A 20,407-nucleotide genomic window follows, 5' to 3' on the forward strand; every position below is an offset into this window, starting at 1 on the left:
CGGCCAGTTCGGCCGCGCAGAAGGCAAGGCCGCCGTCCGCAAACACTTTGAGGGCTTCTGGGGCGGCAAGACCGATCCGGCGCTGATCCTCAATTGCCACTATGTGACCTCCGAGCAAATCCACGTCGCCGAGGACGGCCTGACCGCCACCGGCCAATGGGTCCACATGCAGCCCTGGCTGTTCTCCGACGGCAAGGCCCTGCTGCGCTCTTCGCGTCTCTTCAACGCCTTCAAGAAATGCGACGACGGCAAATGGCGCTACACCCGCAACCGCACGGAGAACGTCTTCGTCGCGCCGCTTCCGGCGACCTGGGCCTCCGATTACCCCTCCAAATCCGTACTCATGAAACCGTAATCACCTCATCTGAAACGAACAAAGGGCGCTCAAGGCGCCCTTTTTTATGTCTCAACAAAGGCTCACCAAAGCGCGAGTTTCGGGAAGACCAGTGTCAGAACCAGAATGCCGATCTGCATCGCCACAAAAGGCAACACGGACCGATAAACCTGCGTGATCTCCACATCCGGCACGGCATTTTTCAGGTAGAACAAAGCCATACCGACCGGCGGCGTCAGGAACGACGTCTGCAGACAAATCGCCATCAGGATCGCCACCCAAGCCGGATCGTGCCCAAGCGCGGTCAGCACCGGCAGAACCAGCGGCGCGACGATCAGGATAATTTCCATCCAGTCGAGGAAGAAACCCAGCAAGAAGACGATGAACAGAATGAGGATCAGCGTTCCCATCGGCGGCAGCGGGATTGCGTGGAGCGCACCTTCGATAAGCTCGTCCCCGCCGTAGCCGCGCAGCACGACGGAGAAGCACGACGCCCCGAAGATCAGCGCAAAGAGGAAGGCCGTGGTCAACCCGGTGCCTTCGCAAACCTCCCGGAAGTCCGCCCAAGTGAGCCGCCGCGACGCAATGGCGATCAGGGTCGCGCCCGCAGCACCGACGCCGGAGGCCTCAGTCGGGGTCGCAATGCCGAAAACGATGGAGCCGAGAACCGCGATGACCAGCAAAAGCGGCGCCACGAGCGAGCCGAGCAGATCGCGCACGACCTCACCTGCGCTGCGCCCTTCTTCCAGCGCCCGCGCTGGCGCACGCTCGGGATGCAGGATCGCGACGACGACGGCGTAAACGACGTAAGCCATGGCCAGCAAAAGCCCCGGCACCATCGCGCCACGGAACAGATCACCGACCGGGATTTGGAGCTGATCCCCCATGACGATGAGCATGATCGAGGGCGGGATGAGGATGCCGAGACACCCGGTCGCGCCGACCACGCCAAGCCCCAACCTGTCGTCATAGCCCGCCCCGCGCATGGCTGGCATCGCAATGGTTGCAAGCAAAACGACAGACGCGCCGATGATCCCCGTGGAAGCTGCGAGCACGACACCAATCAGCACGACGGAGACCGCCATACCGCCGGGAACGACGCGCAAAAGCGAGTGCATCCGGGTCAGAAGCCGCTCAGCGACCCCCGATTTGTCGAGCATCATGCCCATGAACACGAACATGGAAATCGGGATCAGCGAGTAGCTTGAGAGCGTGTCGAAAATCCGGTTGGCGACGAACCCGACCATCCTGAGAGAGGCCATATCGGCATCGACGGAGAAATAGTCGAGGAGCGTCCCGAGAGAGGCAAAGCCCACGGCCACACCGCCGAGAACGAAAGCAATCGGGTAGCCGGAGAACATCACCACGAGGAAGGTGGAGAACAGCAGGAAAACGAAAAGAACATCCATCTCACATCACTCCCGATAGGTCTTCGGGCCGAAGAGAAACAAGAGTGATTTCAAAAGGATCGCCACGCCCTGTAGAAACAGGAGCGACAGCCCCGCCGCCATCACCCCCTTGATCAGGTAGCGCGCGGGCAGCCCGGAGGGCATCGGGGAACCTTCCTTGAGGTTCCAGCTATATTTGAAAATCGTCCACGCGGAGCCTGTGACATACCAAAGGAACGGCAGGAGCAGGAACACGACGCCAAACACTTCGACAATGGCGCGCGCGGTGGGCGACATTTTCGTGTGAAAAGCGTCGACGCGGACATGGACGTCTTTTTGATAGGCCCAAGCGAGGCAGGACATCACCGCGATGGCGTTGAGATGCCATTGCAATTCTTCGAGCTGAATGAACCCGAGGCCAAGCGCGTAGCGGGAGAAGACATTGACCAGAATGGTGATCATCAAAAGCGGCAGGAACAGGCTGCCGATGCGGCCAATTCCGGCGATGAACCGTTCTGTATAGGAGATCAGGACTTGCATGATGGGAATGCGCCGGAGGATCGCTCCCCCGACGCGCGTCTCTTAGCGACGTTCGGACCAAGCGGCCGTTTTGGCGCGGTAGGCCTCAAGCGAGTCCCAGACCCGTTTGAACCCCTCATCCTTCGCGGTCTGCTCGGCGATCACCTCGTCAAAGGCGGTGTGCAGACCTTCAAGCACTTCCGGCGGGAAGCTTTTGATCTCCACACCGGCCTCTTCAAAGGTCGCAATCGCGTCACCATTGGCGGTCAGGGTCGAGATCACAGAGGTCAGGTTCACCGCTTTACAGGTCTCCTCAATGAGGGTCTTCTGGCTCTCTTCCAAGCTGTCCCATTTCGCCATGTTGACGATCAGCTCGTTCATCGCCGCCGGTTGGTGCCAGCCCGGCAGGTAGTAGTATTTGCCAACGTCCTGAAGGCCGAGTGTGATGTCGATGGCGGGCATGGACAGCTCGGTGCCGTCGATGATGCCTTTTTCCATCCCCGGATAAATCTCGCCGCCCGGCAGGAGCACGATGGAAGCGCCGACCTTGGCCATCGCCTCGCCCGCGAGACCGGCAAAACGGATTTTCTTGCCTTTCAGGTCATCGAGAGAATTGATCTCGAAATTGTACCAACCGCCTGCTTCGCTATCCATTAAGCCACAGGGAATGGTTTTCACGCCTTGCTTGGCGTAGATCTCGGACCAGATTTCCGCGCCGCCGCCTTCATAGAGCCAGCCGGTGTGGGTCAGCACATCGGGCCCAAAGGGGATGCCGCCAAAGAGCTGCACCGCCGGGAAACGACCGGCCACATAGAGCGGAGACGTGATCCCCGCGTCGAGCGTGCCCTGTTGCACGGCGTCAAAGATTTGCAGAGACGGCACCAGTTTGCCCGCGCCGTAAACGGTCACATCGAGATCTCCGCCGGAAGCTTCATTGAGCTTCTCACCCAGATAGGCAGCATTCGCGCCGGAGGCCGGCATGGTCAGCGGCCAGGCGCTTTGGATATCGAGTTTGGTGCCTTTTGCGAGCGCCGGGCTTGCCGCGGTCGCGGCCAGTGTCGCCGTCACAGCGAGAGCTCCGAAACTCTTCGCGAGGGTGGATTTTACCAGTGCAGTCATCATCGTCTCTCCATGTTGTATCTTGTCCCGGCCAGACACAGACAAACGCCGCACGATAAGCCCAAAGGCCATGACATCCCGACGCAGCGAAGCGCTCGAAGGAGATGTTTGTGATTAATGCGTTTCCCGGATCATGCCGTTTTTACGTTACTTTTACTGTAATTATTCACAAGCCATCTCAAAACTGTCAATTCATTTCGCCACCAAAAGAGGAAGAAAAATGCATTTTTTAAAAAACAAGCACGGAGAACAACGCAAAAGAAAGAATGATCGTTTCTTGTGCAAAACTTGCGCACGAGAAAAAGACTGCAGCCCTTTATCGAAGAGAACTCCCTCAAATCTTACCATCAGTGCAGATCAAACATGTATGGGCAACAAACCTGAAGAACGTCTCGCAACTTTCATGATGATGTAAACTGAAGGGCTCCTGCTGAGAGTGGCCGATCTGTTTAGACGGAGAAGGCTGCAATCTGGCAACGCTTCGCGGTCAGACGCGCGCATTGCGCAGTCCGGTCTCGATTTCATCCCGAAAGTCAGTAGCCTACCCGCAAAATGCTCTAGCCGAAGGAACGCATATGGGACGCCACCTGCTCTGGTCCTCGCTCTTGGTTCTCACCGGATGTTACGGCTTTGTGGTCGATCACCGGAGCTATAGCGCGCCGAATGGCCCAACCGCCACACTGTCGATTTCTGCGAACCATCGCCTCGATGAGTTGCGCATTTCCCATTGCGAAGAGAACACCGGAGCGAACGTCGCCGATCCGCTTTTGCTGGTCGCCCGCAAGAGCGATGACCGCCGACGTGATCCTGCGTGGGAGGTGACTGTCGATGCCAATACCTGTTACGAGGTCGTGGCGCGCTCATGGCGGCACAATCTCTACAAACGTGTCACGCTCGCGCCGGACGAGGTCGAAGTCATCAAAATCGACTGAGCGTCACCGGTTCAGGCAATAATCTCGAATTTCGTCACATCGACCATGCCCCGGTCGGTGATCTTGAGCGCCGGAATGACCGGCAGGGCCAGAAACGCCAGTTGCAGGAAGGGTTCTTCCAGCGTGACACCCAACGACTGCGCGGCGGCACGCAGATCGACCAGCCGATCCCGAACCTCTTCGAACGGCGCAAGACTCATCAGCCCCGCCACCGGCAGCGCCAGTTCCGCCAGCACCTTGCCATCTTTGACCACGACGAACCCGCCTTCGATCTCGGAAAGACGGTTCGCCGCCAGAGCCATGTCCTCGTAATCCACACCGACAGACACGATATTGTGGTGATCATGGCAAACGGTCGAGGCAATCGCTCCCGCCTTCAGCCCGAACCCTTTAACGAACCCGCTGGCGATATTGCCGTTCTTGCCGTGGCGTTCAATGACGGTGATGCGCGTCAGATCGCGCGCGGGGTCCGGTGCCTTGTCACCATCGACGATGGGCACGGTTTCCTTGAGGTGCTCAGTGATGATCTTGCCCTCGATAATCCCGATCACATCGGTCTCCTCGCGGTTGCCCGTGGCGCGGAAATGCTCGGCGGCGACATGCGGCGCGGAGACGGAACCACGCCCCACCGGCGCAACGTGTCCCCGCGCGGCGAAAGCCTCGTCCGTCACCTCAATACCGCCCGCGAAGACCATGGAAGCGTTACATTTTTCCAGACTATCAATCACGACGATATCGGCCCGTTTGCCCGGCGCGATCATGCCGCGATCCTTAAGGCCGAACGCCTCCGCCGCCGACAAAGACGCCGCGCGGTAGACCGCCAAGGGCGGACTGCCAAGCTCGATCAATGTGCGGATAACATAATCCAGATGGCCGTATTCACCGATATCGAGCGGGTTCCGATCATCGGTGCACAGGCACATGTAGGGCGCAGTCAGATCGCTCAGAAGCGGTTGCAGCGCATGCATGTCTTTCGACACGGAACCTTCGCGGATCAGCACCCGCATCCCCTTGCGCAGCTTCTCGCGCGCTTCTTGCGCCGTGGTCGCCTCATGCTCCGTGCGGATGCCCGCCGCGACATAGGCGTTCAGATCACGACCGGACAGCAGCGGACAATGCCCGTCGATATGGGCGTCTTCAAACAGCCGGATTTTCTTCATCGCTTCCGGGTCACGGTAGATCACGCCGGGATAGTTCATAAACTCCGCCAGCCCGATGCCCGAGGGATGCCCCATCACCTCTTTGAGATCATCGGCCAAAAGCTCCGCCCCGGCAGTCTCCATATGCGTCGACGGCACGCAGGACGACAGCTGTACCCGGATCGACATCAGCGTGTGCTCGGAGGCCTCTTGGAAATAGCGAATGCCCGGCAGGCCGATCACATTGGCGATCTCATGCGGGTCACAAATCGCCGTGGTCACGCCGCGCGGCAGGACGCAGCGGTCAAACTCGAACGGCGTCACCAGAGAGCTTTCGATATGCAAGTGCGTGTCGATGAAGCCCGGCACGATCACCTGCCCAGAAACATCAATCTCGCGCTTGCCGTCATAGCTCTCATAGACGCCCGCGATCCGGTCGCCGACAATGGCAACGTCGCCGACGATCATCTCGCCGGTCATCAGGTCGAAAATCGTACCGTTTTTGAGGACGATATCCGCAGGTTCTTCGCCCCGCGCCACCGCGATCCGTTGTTCCAAATCCGCCATATATCCCTCCTACACCCGCACCGCCGGCACGCGTTCGACATCATCGGGCAAGCCCAAAGCCGCCCGCTCCGCATCACGGCGAGGCACCAGCCAGACGACCCGCGCGCCTTTTTCATAATCTTGCAGAACAACCTGACGCTGATCCGACAAAAGCCAGCCTTCGGTGCCGTGGCTTTGCCCGACGATCACCCGCTGCGCGTCCCGACGCGCCAGCTCCAGCATGGGCGCAAATTCGGCCTCCGCACAGACGACCAGATCGGCCTCTTGCAAGCGCTGCACCGCGCGCAGGGTCAAAAGGTCGGGGTCGAGGCTTCCAACCGGCAAAAGCGCCACCGTCCCCTGCGCCGCATCATCGGGCGCCCCGCCCGCAGCAATCGCCGCTTTGATCCGCTCCACCGCTTCGCGCTCTGCGCCGCGGGCGAAAAGCCTGCGCGGCGCATCATTGTAGACCCAGCGCCAGAACGCCCGGCGTTTTTCGCGCGGCACATCGCGGGACACAGCATCACGCAACCGCCCGCCAATTGCGACCAACTCGCCAAGGCGCGGTTCCAGCATTTCCTCCAACCGGGTCTTGATCTGGCGCGCCAGCACCGGGGCCGCGCCTTCTGTGCCGATGGCGACCACCAAAGGATCGCGATCCACCAGAGAGGGCGTGTTCGCCTCGCACAGATCGGGACGGTCCACCACGTTCACCAGCACCCCGGCATCGCGCACCACCTGCGCCATACGCACGTCGCAATCTTCATCCTCGGTACAGACAAAGACCAGCGCGGCGTTGGAAAACAGCTCATCCGTGATCTCGGCGGTATGATGAACCACGCGCCCCTCGGCCACCAAGGCTTCGAGTTCCGGCTCAAGCTCCGGGGATGCAAGGACAATCCGCGCTTCCGTCTTGAGCATCAAACGGGCTTTTTGCGCCGCCGTTTCCCCGCCTCCGACGATCACAACGTCGCGTTCGGTCATACGCAGGAACATGGGGAAGAATTTCATCTTATGCGGCCTCTTTGTGGACTTTCCCCCAGAGTTTCCGATTGCGCCACAAATGACAAGACCGTCTATCCGACAGGTGACTCTTTCTTAGCCTCCCAATAGCATCAGAATTCCTGCCTAACCATCTGGTCAAAAAACCTTTTCTTGACAATTGCCGCAGCAGGGTCACCGTTATCCCCAAGACGACCACCCTCAAGTTTCGGATGAAAAGCCCGACATGCCCTCTTCAGACATGGCCTCCACCGCCCCAAGCGACGATATTCTCGACCTTTTCATCATCGGTGGTGGCGTGAACGGCTGCGGCATTGCGCGCGATGCCGCCGGGCGCGGGCTCTCCGTCGCGCTGGCAGAAATGGGCGATCTGGCACAAGCCACATCGTCGTCCTCGTCGAAACTGTTTCACGGCGGATTGCGCTATCTCGAATATGGCGAGATCCGCCTCGTCCGCGAAGCGCTGGAAGAGCGCGAGGTGCTGCTCAACGACATGCCGCATATCGCCTTTCCGATGCGGTTCATCCTTCCGATCTCCAAAGAAATGCGGTTTGAGGCAGATACGCCGATCTCCAAACTGCTGAAATACACGATGCCCTGGCTCAAAGGGCAACGTCCGGGGTGGATCATCCGCATCGGACTTTGGATGTACGACCATCTCGGCAAACGTAAAATCCTGCCGGGCACCACGGGCTATGATCTCGCCGGACGGCCCGAGGGCGCGCCGCTCAAGGAGATGTTCAAACACGCGTTCGAATATTCCGACGTCTGGGTCGATGATGCGCGTCTCGTGGTGCTCAATGCGATGGATGCCCGCAATCACGGCGCAAAGATCATGACGCAGGCCAAGGTGACATCCGCCCGCCGCGCGGAGGATCACTGGATCATCGAGGTCGAAGGCAAAGGCAGGTTCAAGGCGAAAGCTCTGGTCAATGCAGGCGGGCCTTGGGTGGCCGATCTGATCACCGGCGTTATTGGCATCAACTCCACCGAGCGCGTCCGCCTCGTGCGTGGCTCGCATATCATCGTCAACCGGCTCTACGAGCATGACAAAGCCTATTTCCTGCAAGGCTCCGACGGGCGGATCATTTTCTTCCTGCCTTATCAGCGCGATTTCACCATGGTCGGCACAACGGAGGCCCCGCATGAGACCGACCCGCTGGTGGCTGAAGCGACCTTTGAAGAAAAACGCTATCTGCTCGACTTCGCGAACCAATATCTCAAAACGCCGTTGACACAGGCCGATGTGGTGCATTCCTTCGCAGGTGTGCGCCCGCTCTACGAAGACGGCGCCAGTTCCGCGACGGCCGCAACCCGCGAATATGTGCTCTCGCTCGATGAAAACGGCCCGCCTCTGCTCAATGTCTTCGGCGGCAAAATCACGACCTATCGCAAGCTGGCCGAGGCCGCGCTCGACAAGATCAGCAAATATTTCTCAATGACCGATCCATGGACCGCAGGCGCGCCCCTTCCCGGCGCGTTCAGCTATGGGCATGACATGCAACAGGTGACCTCGCTCACCATGCAATTCCCGTTCCTCACGCAAGAGGCTGCCAATCGTCTCGTGCATCTTTACGGGCGCAATGCGGCGGCGATTTTCGATGACGTAATCGGCGCTTCCGACATGGGGCGCGACTTTGGCTACGGGCTGACAGAGGCGGAACTCCGATATCTCGTCCGTAAGGAATTCGCCCGCGAAGTTGAAGACGTGATCTGGCGCAGAACCAAGCTTGGCCTCTATCTCTCCGCCGCCGAGATCGCCGCCATCGACGACTGGATGCGCCAATACGTCCCCGTGCTTGCCGAGCAGTAAGCACGTCCTTATCGTCGGCACAAAGGGAGGCATCATGGCCGAAACACTGCTTGCCCTCGATCAGGGCACCACATCCACACGCGCCATTCTGTTTGACGCGGCGCAGCAACCGATCGCCAGCGCTCAGGAAGACTTCGCGCAGCATTATCCGCATTCCGGCTGGGTTGAACATGACGCCATGGACCTTTGGGAGACCTCCAAACGATGCATCGCAAAGGTTCTGAAGGACACCAACGCGCGCCCGCGCCGCACTGGAAAGCGTCGGCTATCAGACCCGCGATCTGATCGAAGCGATGCATGCCGACTGGACCGATGCGATCAAGCGCACGTTCACCTGAGAATTTCAGAGGTTGCAGCGCGGCAGTGAGCCAAGCTCACTCCGCATATTCAACATAGGCAAAGGCTTTGCCGTCGGGCGACCAAGACGGCACGTTGATCGTCCCTTGGCCACCTTTGAGCTCGACCAAAAGCTCTGTCGGCACACCCCTGTCGCGCCACAGCCGCAGCTCGACCGACATGCCCGGCGGATGCCCGATTGTGCCTTCGGGATAGGCCAGATAGACGACACTCCCCTCAGGCCCCGGATGCGGGAACCAATTGACCATCGCGTCTTCGGTCATGCGTTCAAGACCGGAGCCATCCGCACGCACACGCCACAGCTCGCTTTCCCCCTCACGGTCGGAATTGAACCAAATCCATTCGCCGCAAGGCGAGAAATCCGGCCCGTCATAGCGATGCGCGCCTTCGATGACACAGGTCTCGCCCGAACCGTCCGCATGAGCCGTGTAAATCCCGAACAACCCTTCGCGCACCGCCGTATAGCAGATCGTCAGACCATCCGGGGAAATGCCGTGAAACCACGAGGGCTGTTTCGCCGTGACCTCAACCGGATCAGCGCCATCTTCGCCAAGCGGCATGCGCCAAATCCGGGCACCATCGCCATAGGAATGATCCGTAAAATAAAGCCATTCGCCATCCGGGGACAACCCATGATCATTGTTGACGTTGATGCAAAGCCCGGTGTCGATTTCCAGAAGTTCGGGCGCGTCCAACTCGACCCAGAACAGGCTTCCGTCGCCATTGACGATCATCGCGGAGCCGTCCGGCACCCAGTTCGGCGCGGCAATCTCCAGACCGGTTTCCAACACGGGAGAGGCTTGCCCCTCCTCAAGATCATACACCATCAAACGCGAGACCCAGCCTGACATGGCAACCCCTCCCAGAGATTATGTCTCACAAGGCTACACCCTGCGACGTCGGCCCACAATGGCCGATAAGCGCTTGCCTCACAACGGCTTAGAGCGTTGGGATCACGCTTTTTCACCATGCCCTTCAGAGGAGGTGGCCCAGAGGTTGATCTTTTCCTCATCCGCCGCCGCATCAATCGCCGCAAGCTCCTCCGCCGAGAAACTGAGGTTCTCGATCGCCCCGGCACAATCCACCACCTGCGAGGGTTTCGACGCCCCGATCAGGGCAGAGGTGATGCCGCCTTCGCGCAACACCCAAGCCAGCGCCATCTGCGCAAGGGTCTGCCCGCGCGCGGCGGCAATGTCGTTCAGCGTATTGAGGCTGGCAATCGCATGATCGGACAGCATGTTCGGATCGAGTGATTTGTGCTGTGTCGCGCGCGAGCCTTCGGGAATGCCCTTAAGATACTTGCCCGTCAGCATCCCCTGCGCCAGCGGCGTAAAGGCGATGGAGCCAACACCGAGTTCTTTGAGCGTGTCTTTCAACCCGTCACGCTCCACCCAGCGGTTGAGCATATTGTAGGACGGCTGATGAATGAGACAGGGCGTGCCGAGATCTTTGAGGATCGCCACGGCTTCCCGCGTGCGCTGCGCATTGTAGGAGGAAATCCCGACGTAAAGCGCCTTGCCTTGCCGCACGATACTGTCGAGCGCGCCCATGGTTTCTTCCAGCGGCGTGTCGGGATCGAAGCGGTGAGAATAGAAAATATCGACGTAATCAACGCCCATGCGCTTCAAAGACTGATCACAGGATGCCATGACATATTTGCGTGAGCCCCATTCACCATAGGGCCCGTCCCACATCTCATAGCCCGCCTTGGAGGAGATGATCATCTCGTCCCGATAGCCCTTGAAATCACGCTTCAAAATCTCGCCGAACGCCGCCTCGGCGCTGCCCGGAGGCGGGCCGTAATTGTTGGCGAGATCGAAATGGGTGATGCCCAGATCAAAGGCCGTATGAAGGATGTCGCGCTTGACCTGATGCGGCGTGTCATGGCCAAAATTGTGCCAAAGCCCCAAAGAGATCGCCGGAAGCTTGAGCCCCGACCGCCCACATCGGTTATAGATCATCTTCTCGTAACGTGTGTCCGCCGGCACATAGGTCATCGCGCGCTCCCTCACAGCCATTTGTCGTAATCGCTCACCAAAAGGTGCAGCGGGGCTTCGTCCTCGTCAATTTGCGAAAACCGCCCAATGGGGTCTCGGAAGATATTGTCCGTGCGGTCGTCGTTCACATTCGACACCTCGCCAATCAGAACCTTGCCGCCTTCACCCCAAAACGCATGCCAGTGCCACGGCTCCAGCGTCACGCTCTCTCCCGGCGCAAGCGCCAGATGTTCGCCGGGGTTCAGCCGTCGCAACTGCCCGTCGGTCATGACCTCCACCGGCGCGGCCTCATCCAGCCCGCCGTCTTCGGTCCGTGTCCAAAGCTCAAGCACCAAAGTCCCGCCGCCGCGATTGATGATATCTTCGGTCTTTTTGATGTGGTGATGCATCGGGCTGATCTGGTTTTCCTCGGAAATCAGAAGTTTCTCCGCATAAAGCGGCCCCATCCCGCGCGTCACATTGGCGGCATTGCCATTGCGGATCGTGAACAGGAACAGGCCAAGGTTTTCGAAATCGCCCTGACCGTAATCCGTGATATCCCAGCCCAGCATATGATCGCGGATCATCGCGCTGTCTTCCGCCACACGCGCCTTAAGCGCCTCCGCCGAGAGATAGGCAAAGGGCGGCAGGGAGAAGCCGCAGGATTTCATAAAAGCATCCGCCTCCCGGATGATCTCATTGACGGTAGATCGTTTCATCTGCGGCCTCCCACGGTCACGGAATATAGGTCTTTCACGGTGAAATTCACCTTGGCATCAGCCTCTTGCGGCACGAATGTGATCTTGGCAGGCAGTCCGGGCAAGAGCATCACAGCATTGGCCGAAAACCGCCCCGGCACATCGGCCTCAAGCGCCACGAAGGGCGCCAAGGCACCTGCCTCCAGATCAACTTCAAATGCGCCATCTTTCTCTTTGATTGACATGGAAATTTCTGGATTTTGAAGGTCGTAGGATTTCCATGCTTTCGGCGCATAAAAATCCCCACCAGCCCCCGCGCCATTCGGCCCGTCATACTGCCCATCATACTGCCATGTGAACACGAAAATCTCGTCTTCTTTCAATGTCCCGGCGGGCAACTCAAAAAGCTCCAACGCTTTCGACGGCCAAGCCGCCACCTCGACATCTGCAAGAGGGCGTGCACGGCCCGCAAGATCGACGGCTGCGACCTGCACCGTCACATCCACATTCTCACCAAAGTCATTGATGATCTTGAAAATATCCCGGTCCCCTTGCGGCACGACAACCACCGAAATCGGCGCATAAAACCGCTGCGCCATATGATGCGCCAGTTTCCAGCCGCCGCCATAGTCCAGCGTCGACCAGCTCGCCACGGGCCATGTGTCGTTGAGCTGCCAATAGAGCGTGCCCCAGCACGCCCCTTTCTGCGCCCGCCAGGCCGAGATTGCGGTTTTCAACGCCATACCCTGCTGAATCTGGCTGAGATAGGCGAGATCATCCAAGGACTGCGGCAGGCGAAACTCGCGCATCAGGCTTGTCACGATCCGTGCATTGCCGCCCGCATTCTTCTGATGGCTTTCCATGTCCGGCGAGGACGGGTTGGCATCGCCGATCCAACGCTCTGTGATCGCCCGCGACGGCAAGGATTGGAACCCGAACTCGGAAACGAACCGGGGCCGAAGAGCGCGGTAAGCCTCAAAGGGTTGGTTCTCATGCCACACCTGCCAGACATGCATGTCGCCGGAGCCGCCTTTGTGCCATGCATCGCCGAAATCCAATGGCCCGAGCGAGGGCGACGACGGCCACCAGTTCGCCTCCGGGTCCACCGCTTTCAACGCCGCTTCAATCGTCCGGTTCAGCCGATCATAGGCCACCAAATGCCGATCCCGCTCCGCGCCGCCGTCGGTCAGCTCATCCAGCATCCCGATAATCTCATTGTCCCCGCACCAAAGCGCCAGACAGGCGTGATGCGACAGGCGCGCCACCTGCTCCCGCACTTCTGCTGCGACATTGTCGAGAAACGCCGCATCCGCCGGATAGAGATTGCAGGCGAACATGAAGTCCTGCCAGACCATCAGCCCCAGTTCATCGCAGAGATCGTAGAACCAATTCGGCTCGTAGCGCCCACCGCCCCAGACCCGGATCATGTTCATATTAGCGTCCACCGCCGATTGCAGCAGCTCACGCACCTGTGCCGGATCAATCCGCCCCGACAGCGCCTCGGCAGGCACCCAGTTCGCCCCTTTGGCAAAGACATCGCGCCCGTTGACCCGGAATTTAAACCCGAGGCCCTGATCATCTTTCAGCGTCACATGCTCAATGCGGCGCAGACCGATCCGACGCACCTCCTCAGTCCCCTCGCAGCGCAGCGTCAGATCATACAGCGTCTGCGCCCCCTGTCCTGCGGGCCACCAGAACTCCGGCACCTCCACGAAAAACTTCGCCTCTGCCACGCCGTCCACGACCTGTGCCATGCGCACCCGGTCCGCGAAATGCATCTCGACCTCGGCGGCCTCAGAGGCACTCTCGACATGGGCCCGCACCGTCACGGACACGCTTTCGCTCTCGATGTCATGATGTTCCTGCGCCACCTCGACCCGCGCGATCCGCGTTTCCTTTGTGCTGCAAATACTCACGCCCCCGGTGACGCCAAAAGGCGCAACGGCGAGGTTCCAGTCCCAGCCGAAATCACATTGCTGTTTGCGCAGCATGTTGATGTTCGGGATCGGACAATTGCCCGCATGATAGGGCACCGTGTAGGGCTGCGCCGCCTGACGTGCCGCCGCTTCCGCGACGACGGAGCGAAACCGCAATTCGATCTCGTTCTCGCCCAGATGCGCCACGTCAGAGAGGTCTGCGCGCCAAGTCCGAAACGCGTTGTCGGCGGTCAGGAGGGGGTGCCCGTTCACCACCACATCGACGACACCGTCGAGCCCCGAAAGCACAAGCGCCACGTCAGTCTCCGTCAGCTCCAACTTGCGCGACAGAACCCAGTCCCGCTCCGCGATCCAGCGCAGCTCTTCGGCATTGCGCCCGGCGTAAGGCTCCAAGATCAGCCCCGCGTTGCAGAGCGCCGAGACCGCATCGAACGGCAGAGACAGCGCGATCTCATGGCCTGCGCCATCGGAGAACCGCCATCCATCATCGAGCCTTTTTTGCGCGCGCGAACCAGTTCCCTGTGACATGCATCTCTCTCCCTGAAATTCGTCTTCTGCACAGCACATGCCGCGTCCGACCCCGAAATGCAAAGCGTCACAAGGTCCCTGTTGGCGCTCACCGAACATGTTTTTGACCCCTCAGTCAAACCTGTTTCCAAACGGCTTTTCCAGTTGACCCGCATGAACAGGCCAGTAAACCCATGCTGCAGAAGATGAGGACGGGTTGCATGTATGACACTCTGTCGAAACGGATCGGACAGATCGCACGGCTGACAGCCTATGCGGGCGGCTTTGGCCTTTTCGCCGTGATCGTCGTGACCTGTGTTTCTGTCACCGGGCGCGCGCTTGGCGGCCTCGGTCTCGGCCCGCTTCCCGGCGATATCGAGCTGGTCGAATTCGGCATCGGCTTTGCCGTGTTCACCACCCTGCCTTACGCGCAATATATCCGCGCCCATGCCCGCGTCGATCTGTTCAAACCGGTGTTCGGCGGCGTGCTGAACCGTCTTCTCGACCTCATCGGAAATCTTCTGATGTTCGGCCTCATCGCCGTTCTCACTTGGCGGCTCTGGCTCGGGATGCTCGACAAAGCGGCCTATGGCGAGACCTCCTTCATCTTGCAAATCCCGCTGGTCTGGGGCTATCGCGCCGCTCTCGCCGCGATGATCGTCGCTGTGATCGTCGCCGCCTTCTGCGTCCTGCGCTCGGCGCGTTCGGTGATCTTCCGGGAGGCGCGCGCATGAGCCGCCTTGAGATTGGGCTCTGGTCCTTCCCCGTCCTTTTGCTTTTGATTTTCCTGCGCATTCCGATCGGGGTCTCTATGGCCATTGTCGGCTTCGGCGGGGCCTATCTTCTGAATGGCAATACGATCATGATGCTGAGTCAGCTCAAGCATCTGACCTATGGCGAATTCTCGTCTTATTCCTTCTCGATCATTCCTCTGTTCCTGCTGATGGGCCATTTCGCAACGCTCGGCGGCATGTCGGCGGGGCTGTTCAAGGCCGCCGAAACATGGCTCGGCCATCGCAAGGGCGGCGTTGCCATGGCCGCCGTCGGGGCCTGCGCCGGCTTTGGCGCGATCTGCGGCAGCTCGCTCGCCACGGCCGCCACGATGGGCAAGACCGCTCTGCCCGAATTGAAGCGCTACGGCTATTCCGATCGCCTCGCCTCCGCCTCTCTGGCGGCAGGCGGCACCTTGGGCATCCTGATCCCGCCGTCGCTGATCCTCGTGGTCTACGCCATGCTGGCCGAAGAGAATATCGCCAAGCTGTTCATGGCCGCTTTCGTCCCCGGCATCCTCGCCGCCATCGGCTATATGATCTGCATTTCGATCTACGTCCGTCTGCGCCCCGACAGTTGCCAAAGCCGCCCCCGCGCCAGCTGGTCCGAGCGCGGTGCGGCGCTTTTGGCGGTCTGGCCGGTAATCGTGATCTTCGGCGCGGTCGTGGGCGGCATTTATCTTGGCATTTTCACGCCGACCGAAGGTGCCGCCATCGGCGCAGCGGGCACGGGACTTGTCGCACTTCTGTCCGGCGCACTGTCATGGCGTGGCGTCGGCGAGGCCATTCTTGAGACCGCAGCCTCCTCCGGCATGATCTACTTGATCCTGCTTGGCGCGAATATCTTCAACAATTTCCTCGCTCTCTCCGGCCTGCCGATGGCGGCAGCGGGCTGGGCCGATGGGCTGAAGCTCTCGCCCTGGCTGATCTTGGTCGCCGTGCTGCTGATGTATCTCGCCTTCGGCTGCGTGATGGACAGCCTGTCGATGATCTTCCTGACCATCCCGATCCTTTACCCGATCATGTCGGGCCTCGACTTTGGCCTCTCGACATCGGAGTTCGGCCTCTGGTTCGGGGTGATCGTGCTGATCGTCGTGGAAGTCGGTTTGATCACGCCGCCCGTGGGCATGAACCTTTTCATCATCAACGCGCTCGACCCCGACGTGCCGATCTCGGAGACCTTCAAAGGCACCCTGCCCTTTGTCATCACCGACCTGATCCGCGTTGCGATCCTTGTGGCCTTCCCGGTCCTGACGTTGGGCCTTGTGCGGCTGGTCTATTGATGTTGCCGCCAATCCATCTCTGGGGCATTTCCGCCCCGCTGGAGCCACTGGGCGGCGGGCATCGCAATGCCGTCTTCCGCACCTCCGAGCTGACGCAGGATCTGGTGTTCAAATCCACCCGCCGCAGCGAGGCGCAGCTTCAATGGCTCGCCCCGGTGCTGGACGCCGCCAAGGCCGCAGGCTTTGTCGTGCCCCGTCTCATCCCGGATCAGGCTGGCCGACTGAATGCCGACGGCTGGACCTGCGAACCCTTCATCGAAGGCCGCCCGTTCCAACCCGAAGACCTGCCCCAGATCGCGCCGCAGATCGATGCTTTCCACAAAGCCTCGACAGCCCCCCCGCAGCGGCCCGAATTTTGTTCATCTTCCGAACTTATTTTTGAGGAAACTGGCGGCGACATCGATCTCGCAGCACTTCCCGACGAGCTGAGAACCCTCTGCCGTCAGGCATGGGGCGCCCTCAAAGGCGACACTGGCGTGATCCACGGCGATCTCGGAGCGGGCAATTTGATCCACACAAAGAACGGCCCCGCCCTGATCGACTGGGATGAAACCCGTGTGGACCACCGCGCATTTGATCTGATCCGGACAAAACCCGCTGAGGCCTCAGCCGCGGAGAAAACCGCCGCGCTGGCGTGGGAAGTCGCGTGCAGCTGGCAGATAGAACCGGACCATGCGCAGCTCGTCGCCCGCGTCCTGAAAACCCGGTTTTAGAGCCGCGACAACCAGTTCTGCAAAAGACCATCGAGCTGCGCGAATTCTTCTGCGCTCAGAAGATCGGTCAGGCGCTTTTGCGTCGCGACATGGTCCTCCACTGCCCGGTCGATCACCGCGAACCCCGCCTCGGTCAGCGCCACGATGGCCCGCCGCGCGTCCTCCTTATCAGTACGCCGTTCCACGAGCTTTTGCGTCTCAAGCCGGTTGATCCGGTTGGTCACCGAGCCAGAGGTGATCATCATCCGCCCCATCAACTCCCCTGCGGTCAGCGCATAGGGCGGTCCGGAGCGGCGAAGCGTCGCCAAAAGGTCAAAGCTTGCCTGATTGAGACCGTGGCGCGCAAAGGTCGCCTCCATCTCGGCGCCCAGCACCCGTGAGAGCCTTCCCATTTGACCGATCAGCCCCATCGGAGCTGTCTCAAGATCAGGCCGTTCCCGCGCCCATTGGGCCCGAATGTCTTCGAGTGTGAGTGTTTGCTCTGTCATGCGTTGACCCTCTCAGAAATTTATCTTGACGTCAAGATTTTTGGATATATCTTGACGTCAAGATAATTAGTCCTCCTTCACGCCTCTCGGCCTGATAGGACAAAGATCAAAGGACAGATCATGACACGCATCTCCGCGCGGCCTCTCGACATTGGCCTGACCGCCCTCGCCCCGACGATCTGGGGCGCCACATATCTCGTCACCACCACGCTTTTGCCGGAAGGCGTGCCGATCACCGTCGCCCTGCTCCGCGCCCTTCCGGCGGGTCTGCTGCTGCTCCTGATCCTGCGCAAGCTCCCGACATGGGATTGGGTGCCGAAACTGCTGGTGCTGGGCGGGCTGAACTTCACACTGTTCTTCACCTGCCTGTTCATCGCGGCCTATCGCCTGCCCGGCGGCGTGGCGGCCACACTGGGCGCGACGCAGCCTTTGATCGTGCTGATCCTCGCACGGCTCGTGTTGCAAAACCCGGTCCGCCCCCTCGCGCTCCTCGCGGGGATCGCGGGTGTGCTCGGCGTGGCCTGTCTCGTGCTTTCCCCCGACGCGGCGCTTGATCCCATTGGCATCATCGCTGCGCTGATCGGGGCCGTGTCCATGGCCACTGGCACGGTCATGAGCCGCAAATGGGCGCCGCCCGTGCCGCCGCTCGTTTTCACCTCATGGCAACTTATCGCGGGTGGCATTCTGTTACTGCCCCTCGCGCTTTTGATCGATCCGCCGCTTCCGGCACCGAGCCTTGCGAATATTTCGGGCTTTCTTTTCCTCGGCCTGATCGGCGGCGCTCTGGCCTATTTCCTGTTCTTCCGCGGCATTGCCACCATCGGGCCGGAACGTGTCGCCCCGCTGGGCTTCTTGAGCCCCGTCACGGCCGTCTTGCTCGGCGTCGTGATCGCCCATGAAACGCTGTCTGCGCCGCAGATGATCGGAATGGCACTGATTTTCGGCTCTGTCTGGCTCGGGCAATATGCCCAGAACCGGCCCCTGAGCGCCAAGCTTGAAGCCGCTGAATAACTCTACCGCGCCCAAAGAAAAACGCCCTCCCGGATCGGGAGGGCGCTCTCTGTTTTAAGCCGCGTCGGTCTTTGGTGAGGGCGCGGTCACATCGCCCAAGGCCTTCATCGCCGCGAACTGGCTGAGGAACACCTGCCCCGTCAAATCATGCAGGAAGTGGGACTTCTGCAAACGGTCCATCACCGGACCTTTGACCTCTGAGAGGTGCAGCTTGATGTCATTCTCCTTGAGACGGTCATTGATCTCTTCGAGCGCCTCAAGCGCCGAGCTGTCGATCTCGTTCACCGCCGGGCACATCAAAACGATATGCTTGATCGCCTCGTCTTCCGCGATCCGGTCGAGAATGTAATCCTCAAGGAAACGCGCATTGGCGAAATAGAGGCTTTCGTCCACGCGCACCGTGACAAGCTCCGGCGTGGTCAGCACCTCATGGCGCAGGATGTTCCGGAAATGCTCCGTCCCCGGCACAAGACCCACCTCCGCGATATGCGGTTTCGAGGTCTTGTAAAGGTGCAGCGCGATCGACAGGATCACCCCGGCGGACACACCGACCTCAACCCCGGACACCAGTGTCAGAACGATGGTCGCCAAAACGGCGGTGAAATCCGCCTTTGAGTAGGCCCATGTGGCCTTGAGGATCTTGAAATCCACCAGAGACAGCACCGCCACGATGATCGTCGCGGCCAGCGTGGCTTTCGGCAGAAAATAGATCAGCGGCGTCAGGAACAGGGCTGCGATGGCGAGACCGACCGCGGTAAACGCACCAGCCGCGGGCGTTTCAGCCCCGGCGTCGAAATTCACCACGGAGCGCGAGAACCCGCCCGTCACCGGGAAACCGCCGGTGAAGGCCGCGCCGAGGTTGGCCGCGCCCAGACCGATCAACTCCTGATCCGGATCGACACGCTGGCGCTTTTTCGCGGCCAGCGTTTGCGCCACCGAGATGGATTCCACAAAGCCGATGATCGAAATCAGAAGCGCGGGAACAAACAGTTCTTTCATCAGCCCCAGAGAGCTGATCGGCCATGTGAAGGGCGGCAAGCTCTGCGGCACTTCACCAACGATTTTCACACCATGCTGATTGAGATGGAACAGCGCCGTGATGAGCGTTGTCACCACGACGGCGGCGACCGGCCCGGCTTTGGTGATCACATCGGCGAGACGCGGCCCGAGACCTGCTTTTCTCAGGAGCGGTTTAAGCCCTTTGCGCACCCAAAACAGGAACCCCGTCGCGAAAACACCAATCACCAGCGTGATCCAGTTGATCTGCCCCAGATGCACGAAAAGGCTTTCGATCAGATGCACAAGCGTATGCCCATCCGCATCAATGCCGAGAATATGTTTGAGCTGGCTCGCCGCGATCAAAATGCCCGAGGCGGTGATAAAGCCCGCGATCACTGGGTGAGACAGGAAGTTGGCGAGAAAGCCCAGACGGAACAGGCCCAAAGCCATAAGCATCGCGCCCGACAGGAAGGCCAGCGCCAGAGCGGCCGTGGCATAGCCCGCCGTACCCTGCTCCGCCACCTGCCCGACGGCGGCGGCCGTCATCAGTGAGACCACCGCGACCGGACCCACGGCCAGGGCGCGCGAGGTGCCGAACACCGTGTAAAGCATGATCGGCACAATGGAGGCATAAAGCCCCGCTTCGGCCGGAAGCCCGGCGAGCAAGGCATAGGCCAGCGATTGCGGGATCAGCATGATCGTCACGATAATCGCGGCGATCCCGTCATTGGCAAAGGCGGAGCTGTTATATTTGCTGCCCCACTCAAGGATGGGGAGATATCTTTTCAAAAGACGCGGATCGAACGACACGGGCGTCAGTCCTTTCTATTCGGTCGGGCAAAGCGGTCGGAGCGAAGATGAGCTTCGCCCCCAGCC

At 60.2% G+C, this 20,407-nt stretch carries 18 protein-coding genes and 1 pseudogene; 8 read left to right on the forward strand and 11 right to left on the reverse strand.

Annotation, left to right across the window (positions count from 1 at the left end; all coding sequences use genetic code 11):
• On the forward strand, window positions 1–355 hold a 355-nt coding region (locus tag ACYBHZ_RS16580), incomplete at its 5' end, for a nuclear transport factor 2 family protein (protein WP_460275412.1).
• A gap of 62 nt (window positions 356–417) precedes the next feature.
• Here ACYBHZ_RS16580 and ACYBHZ_RS16585 read toward each other — a convergent pair.
• From ACYBHZ_RS16585 to ACYBHZ_RS16595, 3 genes are read right to left on the reverse strand one after another with little or no spacing between them, the layout of a single operon-like run.
• Window positions 418–1,743, reverse strand: a complete 1,326-nt coding sequence (locus ACYBHZ_RS16585) for a TRAP transporter large permease (protein ID WP_460275413.1) — start codon at window positions 1,741–1,743, stop codon at window positions 418–420.
• A 6-nt stretch (window positions 1,744–1,749) separates the two neighbouring features.
• Window positions 1,750–2,262: a TRAP transporter small permease subunit gene (locus ACYBHZ_RS16590; RefSeq protein ID WP_460275414.1), complete on the reverse strand. Its 513-nt coding sequence runs from the start codon at window positions 2,260–2,262 to the stop codon at window positions 1,750–1,752.
• Window positions 2,263–2,304: 42 nt separating this feature from the next.
• A complete protein-coding gene (locus ACYBHZ_RS16595; RefSeq protein ID WP_460275415.1) occupies window positions 2,305–3,363 on the reverse strand; it encodes a TRAP transporter substrate-binding protein in 1,059 nt (352 codons plus the stop codon).
• Between the two features lie 572 nt (window positions 3,364–3,935).
• Here ACYBHZ_RS16595 and ACYBHZ_RS16600 point away from each other — a divergent pair.
• Window positions 3,936–4,292, forward strand: a complete 357-nt coding sequence (locus ACYBHZ_RS16600; protein ID WP_460275416.1) for a hypothetical protein — start codon at window positions 3,936–3,938, stop codon at window positions 4,290–4,292.
• An 11-nt stretch (window positions 4,293–4,303) separates the two neighbouring features.
• On the opposite strand, the gene ade is transcribed toward ACYBHZ_RS16600, so the two are convergent.
• Together ade and ACYBHZ_RS16610 are read right to left on the reverse strand one after the other, a co-directional pair.
• Window positions 4,304–5,998 carry an adenine deaminase gene (ade, locus tag ACYBHZ_RS16605; protein ID WP_460275417.1) on the reverse strand — a complete coding sequence of 565 codons (1,695 nt, stop codon included), beginning with the start codon at window positions 5,996–5,998 and terminating at the stop codon, window positions 4,304–4,306.
• 9 nt (window positions 5,999–6,007) lie between these two features.
• Window positions 6,008–6,988: a precorrin-2 dehydrogenase/sirohydrochlorin ferrochelatase family protein gene (locus tag ACYBHZ_RS16610; protein WP_460275418.1), complete on the reverse strand. Its 981-nt coding sequence runs from the start codon at window positions 6,986–6,988 to the stop codon at window positions 6,008–6,010.
• A 217-nt stretch (window positions 6,989–7,205) separates the two neighbouring features.
• Here ACYBHZ_RS16610 and glpD point away from each other — a divergent pair, with 217 nt between their 5' ends.
• On the forward strand, window positions 7,206–8,792 hold the full coding sequence (gene glpD / locus ACYBHZ_RS16615) for a glycerol-3-phosphate dehydrogenase (RefSeq protein WP_460275419.1): 1,587 nt from the start codon (window positions 7,206–7,208) through the stop codon (window positions 8,790–8,792).
• A 34-nt stretch (window positions 8,793–8,826) separates the two neighbouring features.
• Window positions 8,827–8,991, forward strand: a pseudogene (locus ACYBHZ_RS16620) (FGGY family carbohydrate kinase); the annotation flags it as partial.
• Window positions 8,992–9,166: 175 nt separating this feature from the next.
• On the opposite strand, the gene ACYBHZ_RS16625 reads toward ACYBHZ_RS16620, so the two are convergent.
• The 4 genes from ACYBHZ_RS16625 to ACYBHZ_RS16640 all read right to left on the reverse strand — a co-directional run bounded on the left by ACYBHZ_RS16625 (window position 9,167) and on the right by ACYBHZ_RS16640 (window position 14,288).
• Complete coding sequence (locus ACYBHZ_RS16625; protein WP_460275420.1) at window positions 9,167–10,000, reverse strand: TolB family protein; 834 nt, start codon at window positions 9,998–10,000, stop codon at window positions 9,167–9,169.
• A 102-nt stretch (window positions 10,001–10,102) separates the two neighbouring features.
• The gene (mgrA, locus tag ACYBHZ_RS16630) at window positions 10,103–11,146 is read right to left on the reverse strand and encodes an L-glyceraldehyde 3-phosphate reductase (RefSeq protein ID WP_460275421.1); all 1,044 of its coding nucleotides are present in this window, start codon (window positions 11,144–11,146) and stop codon (window positions 10,103–10,105) included.
• An 11-nt stretch (window positions 11,147–11,157) separates the two neighbouring features.
• On the reverse strand, window positions 11,158–11,844 hold the full coding sequence (locus ACYBHZ_RS16635; protein ID WP_460275422.1) for a D-lyxose/D-mannose family sugar isomerase: 687 nt from the start codon (window positions 11,842–11,844) through the stop codon (window positions 11,158–11,160).
• The gene (locus ACYBHZ_RS16640) at window positions 11,841–14,288 is read right to left on the reverse strand and encodes a beta-mannosidase (RefSeq protein ID WP_460275423.1); all 2,448 of its coding nucleotides are present in this window, start codon (window positions 14,286–14,288) and stop codon (window positions 11,841–11,843) included. The genes ACYBHZ_RS16635 and ACYBHZ_RS16640 overlap by 4 nt, the downstream gene beginning before the upstream one ends.
• Window positions 14,289–14,488: 200 nt before the next feature.
• On the opposite strand from ACYBHZ_RS16640, the gene ACYBHZ_RS16645 reads away from it, so the two are divergent.
• From ACYBHZ_RS16645 to ACYBHZ_RS16655, 3 genes are read left to right on the forward strand one after another with little or no spacing between them, the layout of a single operon-like run.
• Window positions 14,489–15,001, forward strand: a complete 513-nt coding sequence (locus ACYBHZ_RS16645; protein ID WP_460275424.1) for a TRAP transporter small permease — start codon at window positions 14,489–14,491, stop codon at window positions 14,999–15,001.
• Entirely contained in the window at window positions 14,998–16,320 is a 1,323-nt protein-coding gene (locus ACYBHZ_RS16650) for a TRAP transporter large permease (RefSeq protein WP_460275425.1), read from the forward strand. The genes ACYBHZ_RS16645 and ACYBHZ_RS16650 overlap by 4 nt, the downstream gene beginning before the upstream one ends.
• Complete coding sequence (locus ACYBHZ_RS16655; RefSeq protein ID WP_460275426.1) at window positions 16,320–17,033, forward strand: phosphotransferase enzyme family protein; 714 nt, start codon at window positions 16,320–16,322, stop codon at window positions 17,031–17,033. The genes ACYBHZ_RS16650 and ACYBHZ_RS16655 overlap by 1 nt, the downstream gene beginning before the upstream one ends.
• Here the strand turns inward: ACYBHZ_RS16655 and ACYBHZ_RS16660 are convergent.
• Window positions 17,030–17,521 carry a MarR family winged helix-turn-helix transcriptional regulator gene (locus ACYBHZ_RS16660; protein ID WP_460275427.1) on the reverse strand — a complete coding sequence of 164 codons (492 nt, stop codon included), beginning with the start codon at window positions 17,519–17,521 and terminating at the stop codon, window positions 17,030–17,032. The genes ACYBHZ_RS16655 and ACYBHZ_RS16660 overlap by 4 nt on opposite strands.
• A gap of 120 nt (window positions 17,522–17,641) precedes the next feature.
• Here ACYBHZ_RS16660 and ACYBHZ_RS16665 point away from each other — a divergent pair, with 120 nt between their 5' ends.
• The gene (locus ACYBHZ_RS16665; protein ID WP_460275428.1) at window positions 17,642–18,532 is read left to right on the forward strand and encodes an EamA family transporter; all 891 of its coding nucleotides are present in this window, start codon (window positions 17,642–17,644) and stop codon (window positions 18,530–18,532) included.
• A 54-nt stretch (window positions 18,533–18,586) separates the two neighbouring features.
• On the opposite strand, the gene ACYBHZ_RS16670 is transcribed toward ACYBHZ_RS16665, so the two are convergent.
• Window positions 18,587–20,341 (reverse strand): SulP family inorganic anion transporter, encoded by a 1,755-nt coding sequence (locus ACYBHZ_RS16670; protein ID WP_460275429.1) that lies wholly within the window; start codon window positions 20,339–20,341, stop codon window positions 18,587–18,589.
• Window positions 20,342–20,407 lie beyond the last annotated feature (66 nt).

This window comes from Celeribacter sp. ULVN23_4, assembly GCF_054788345.1.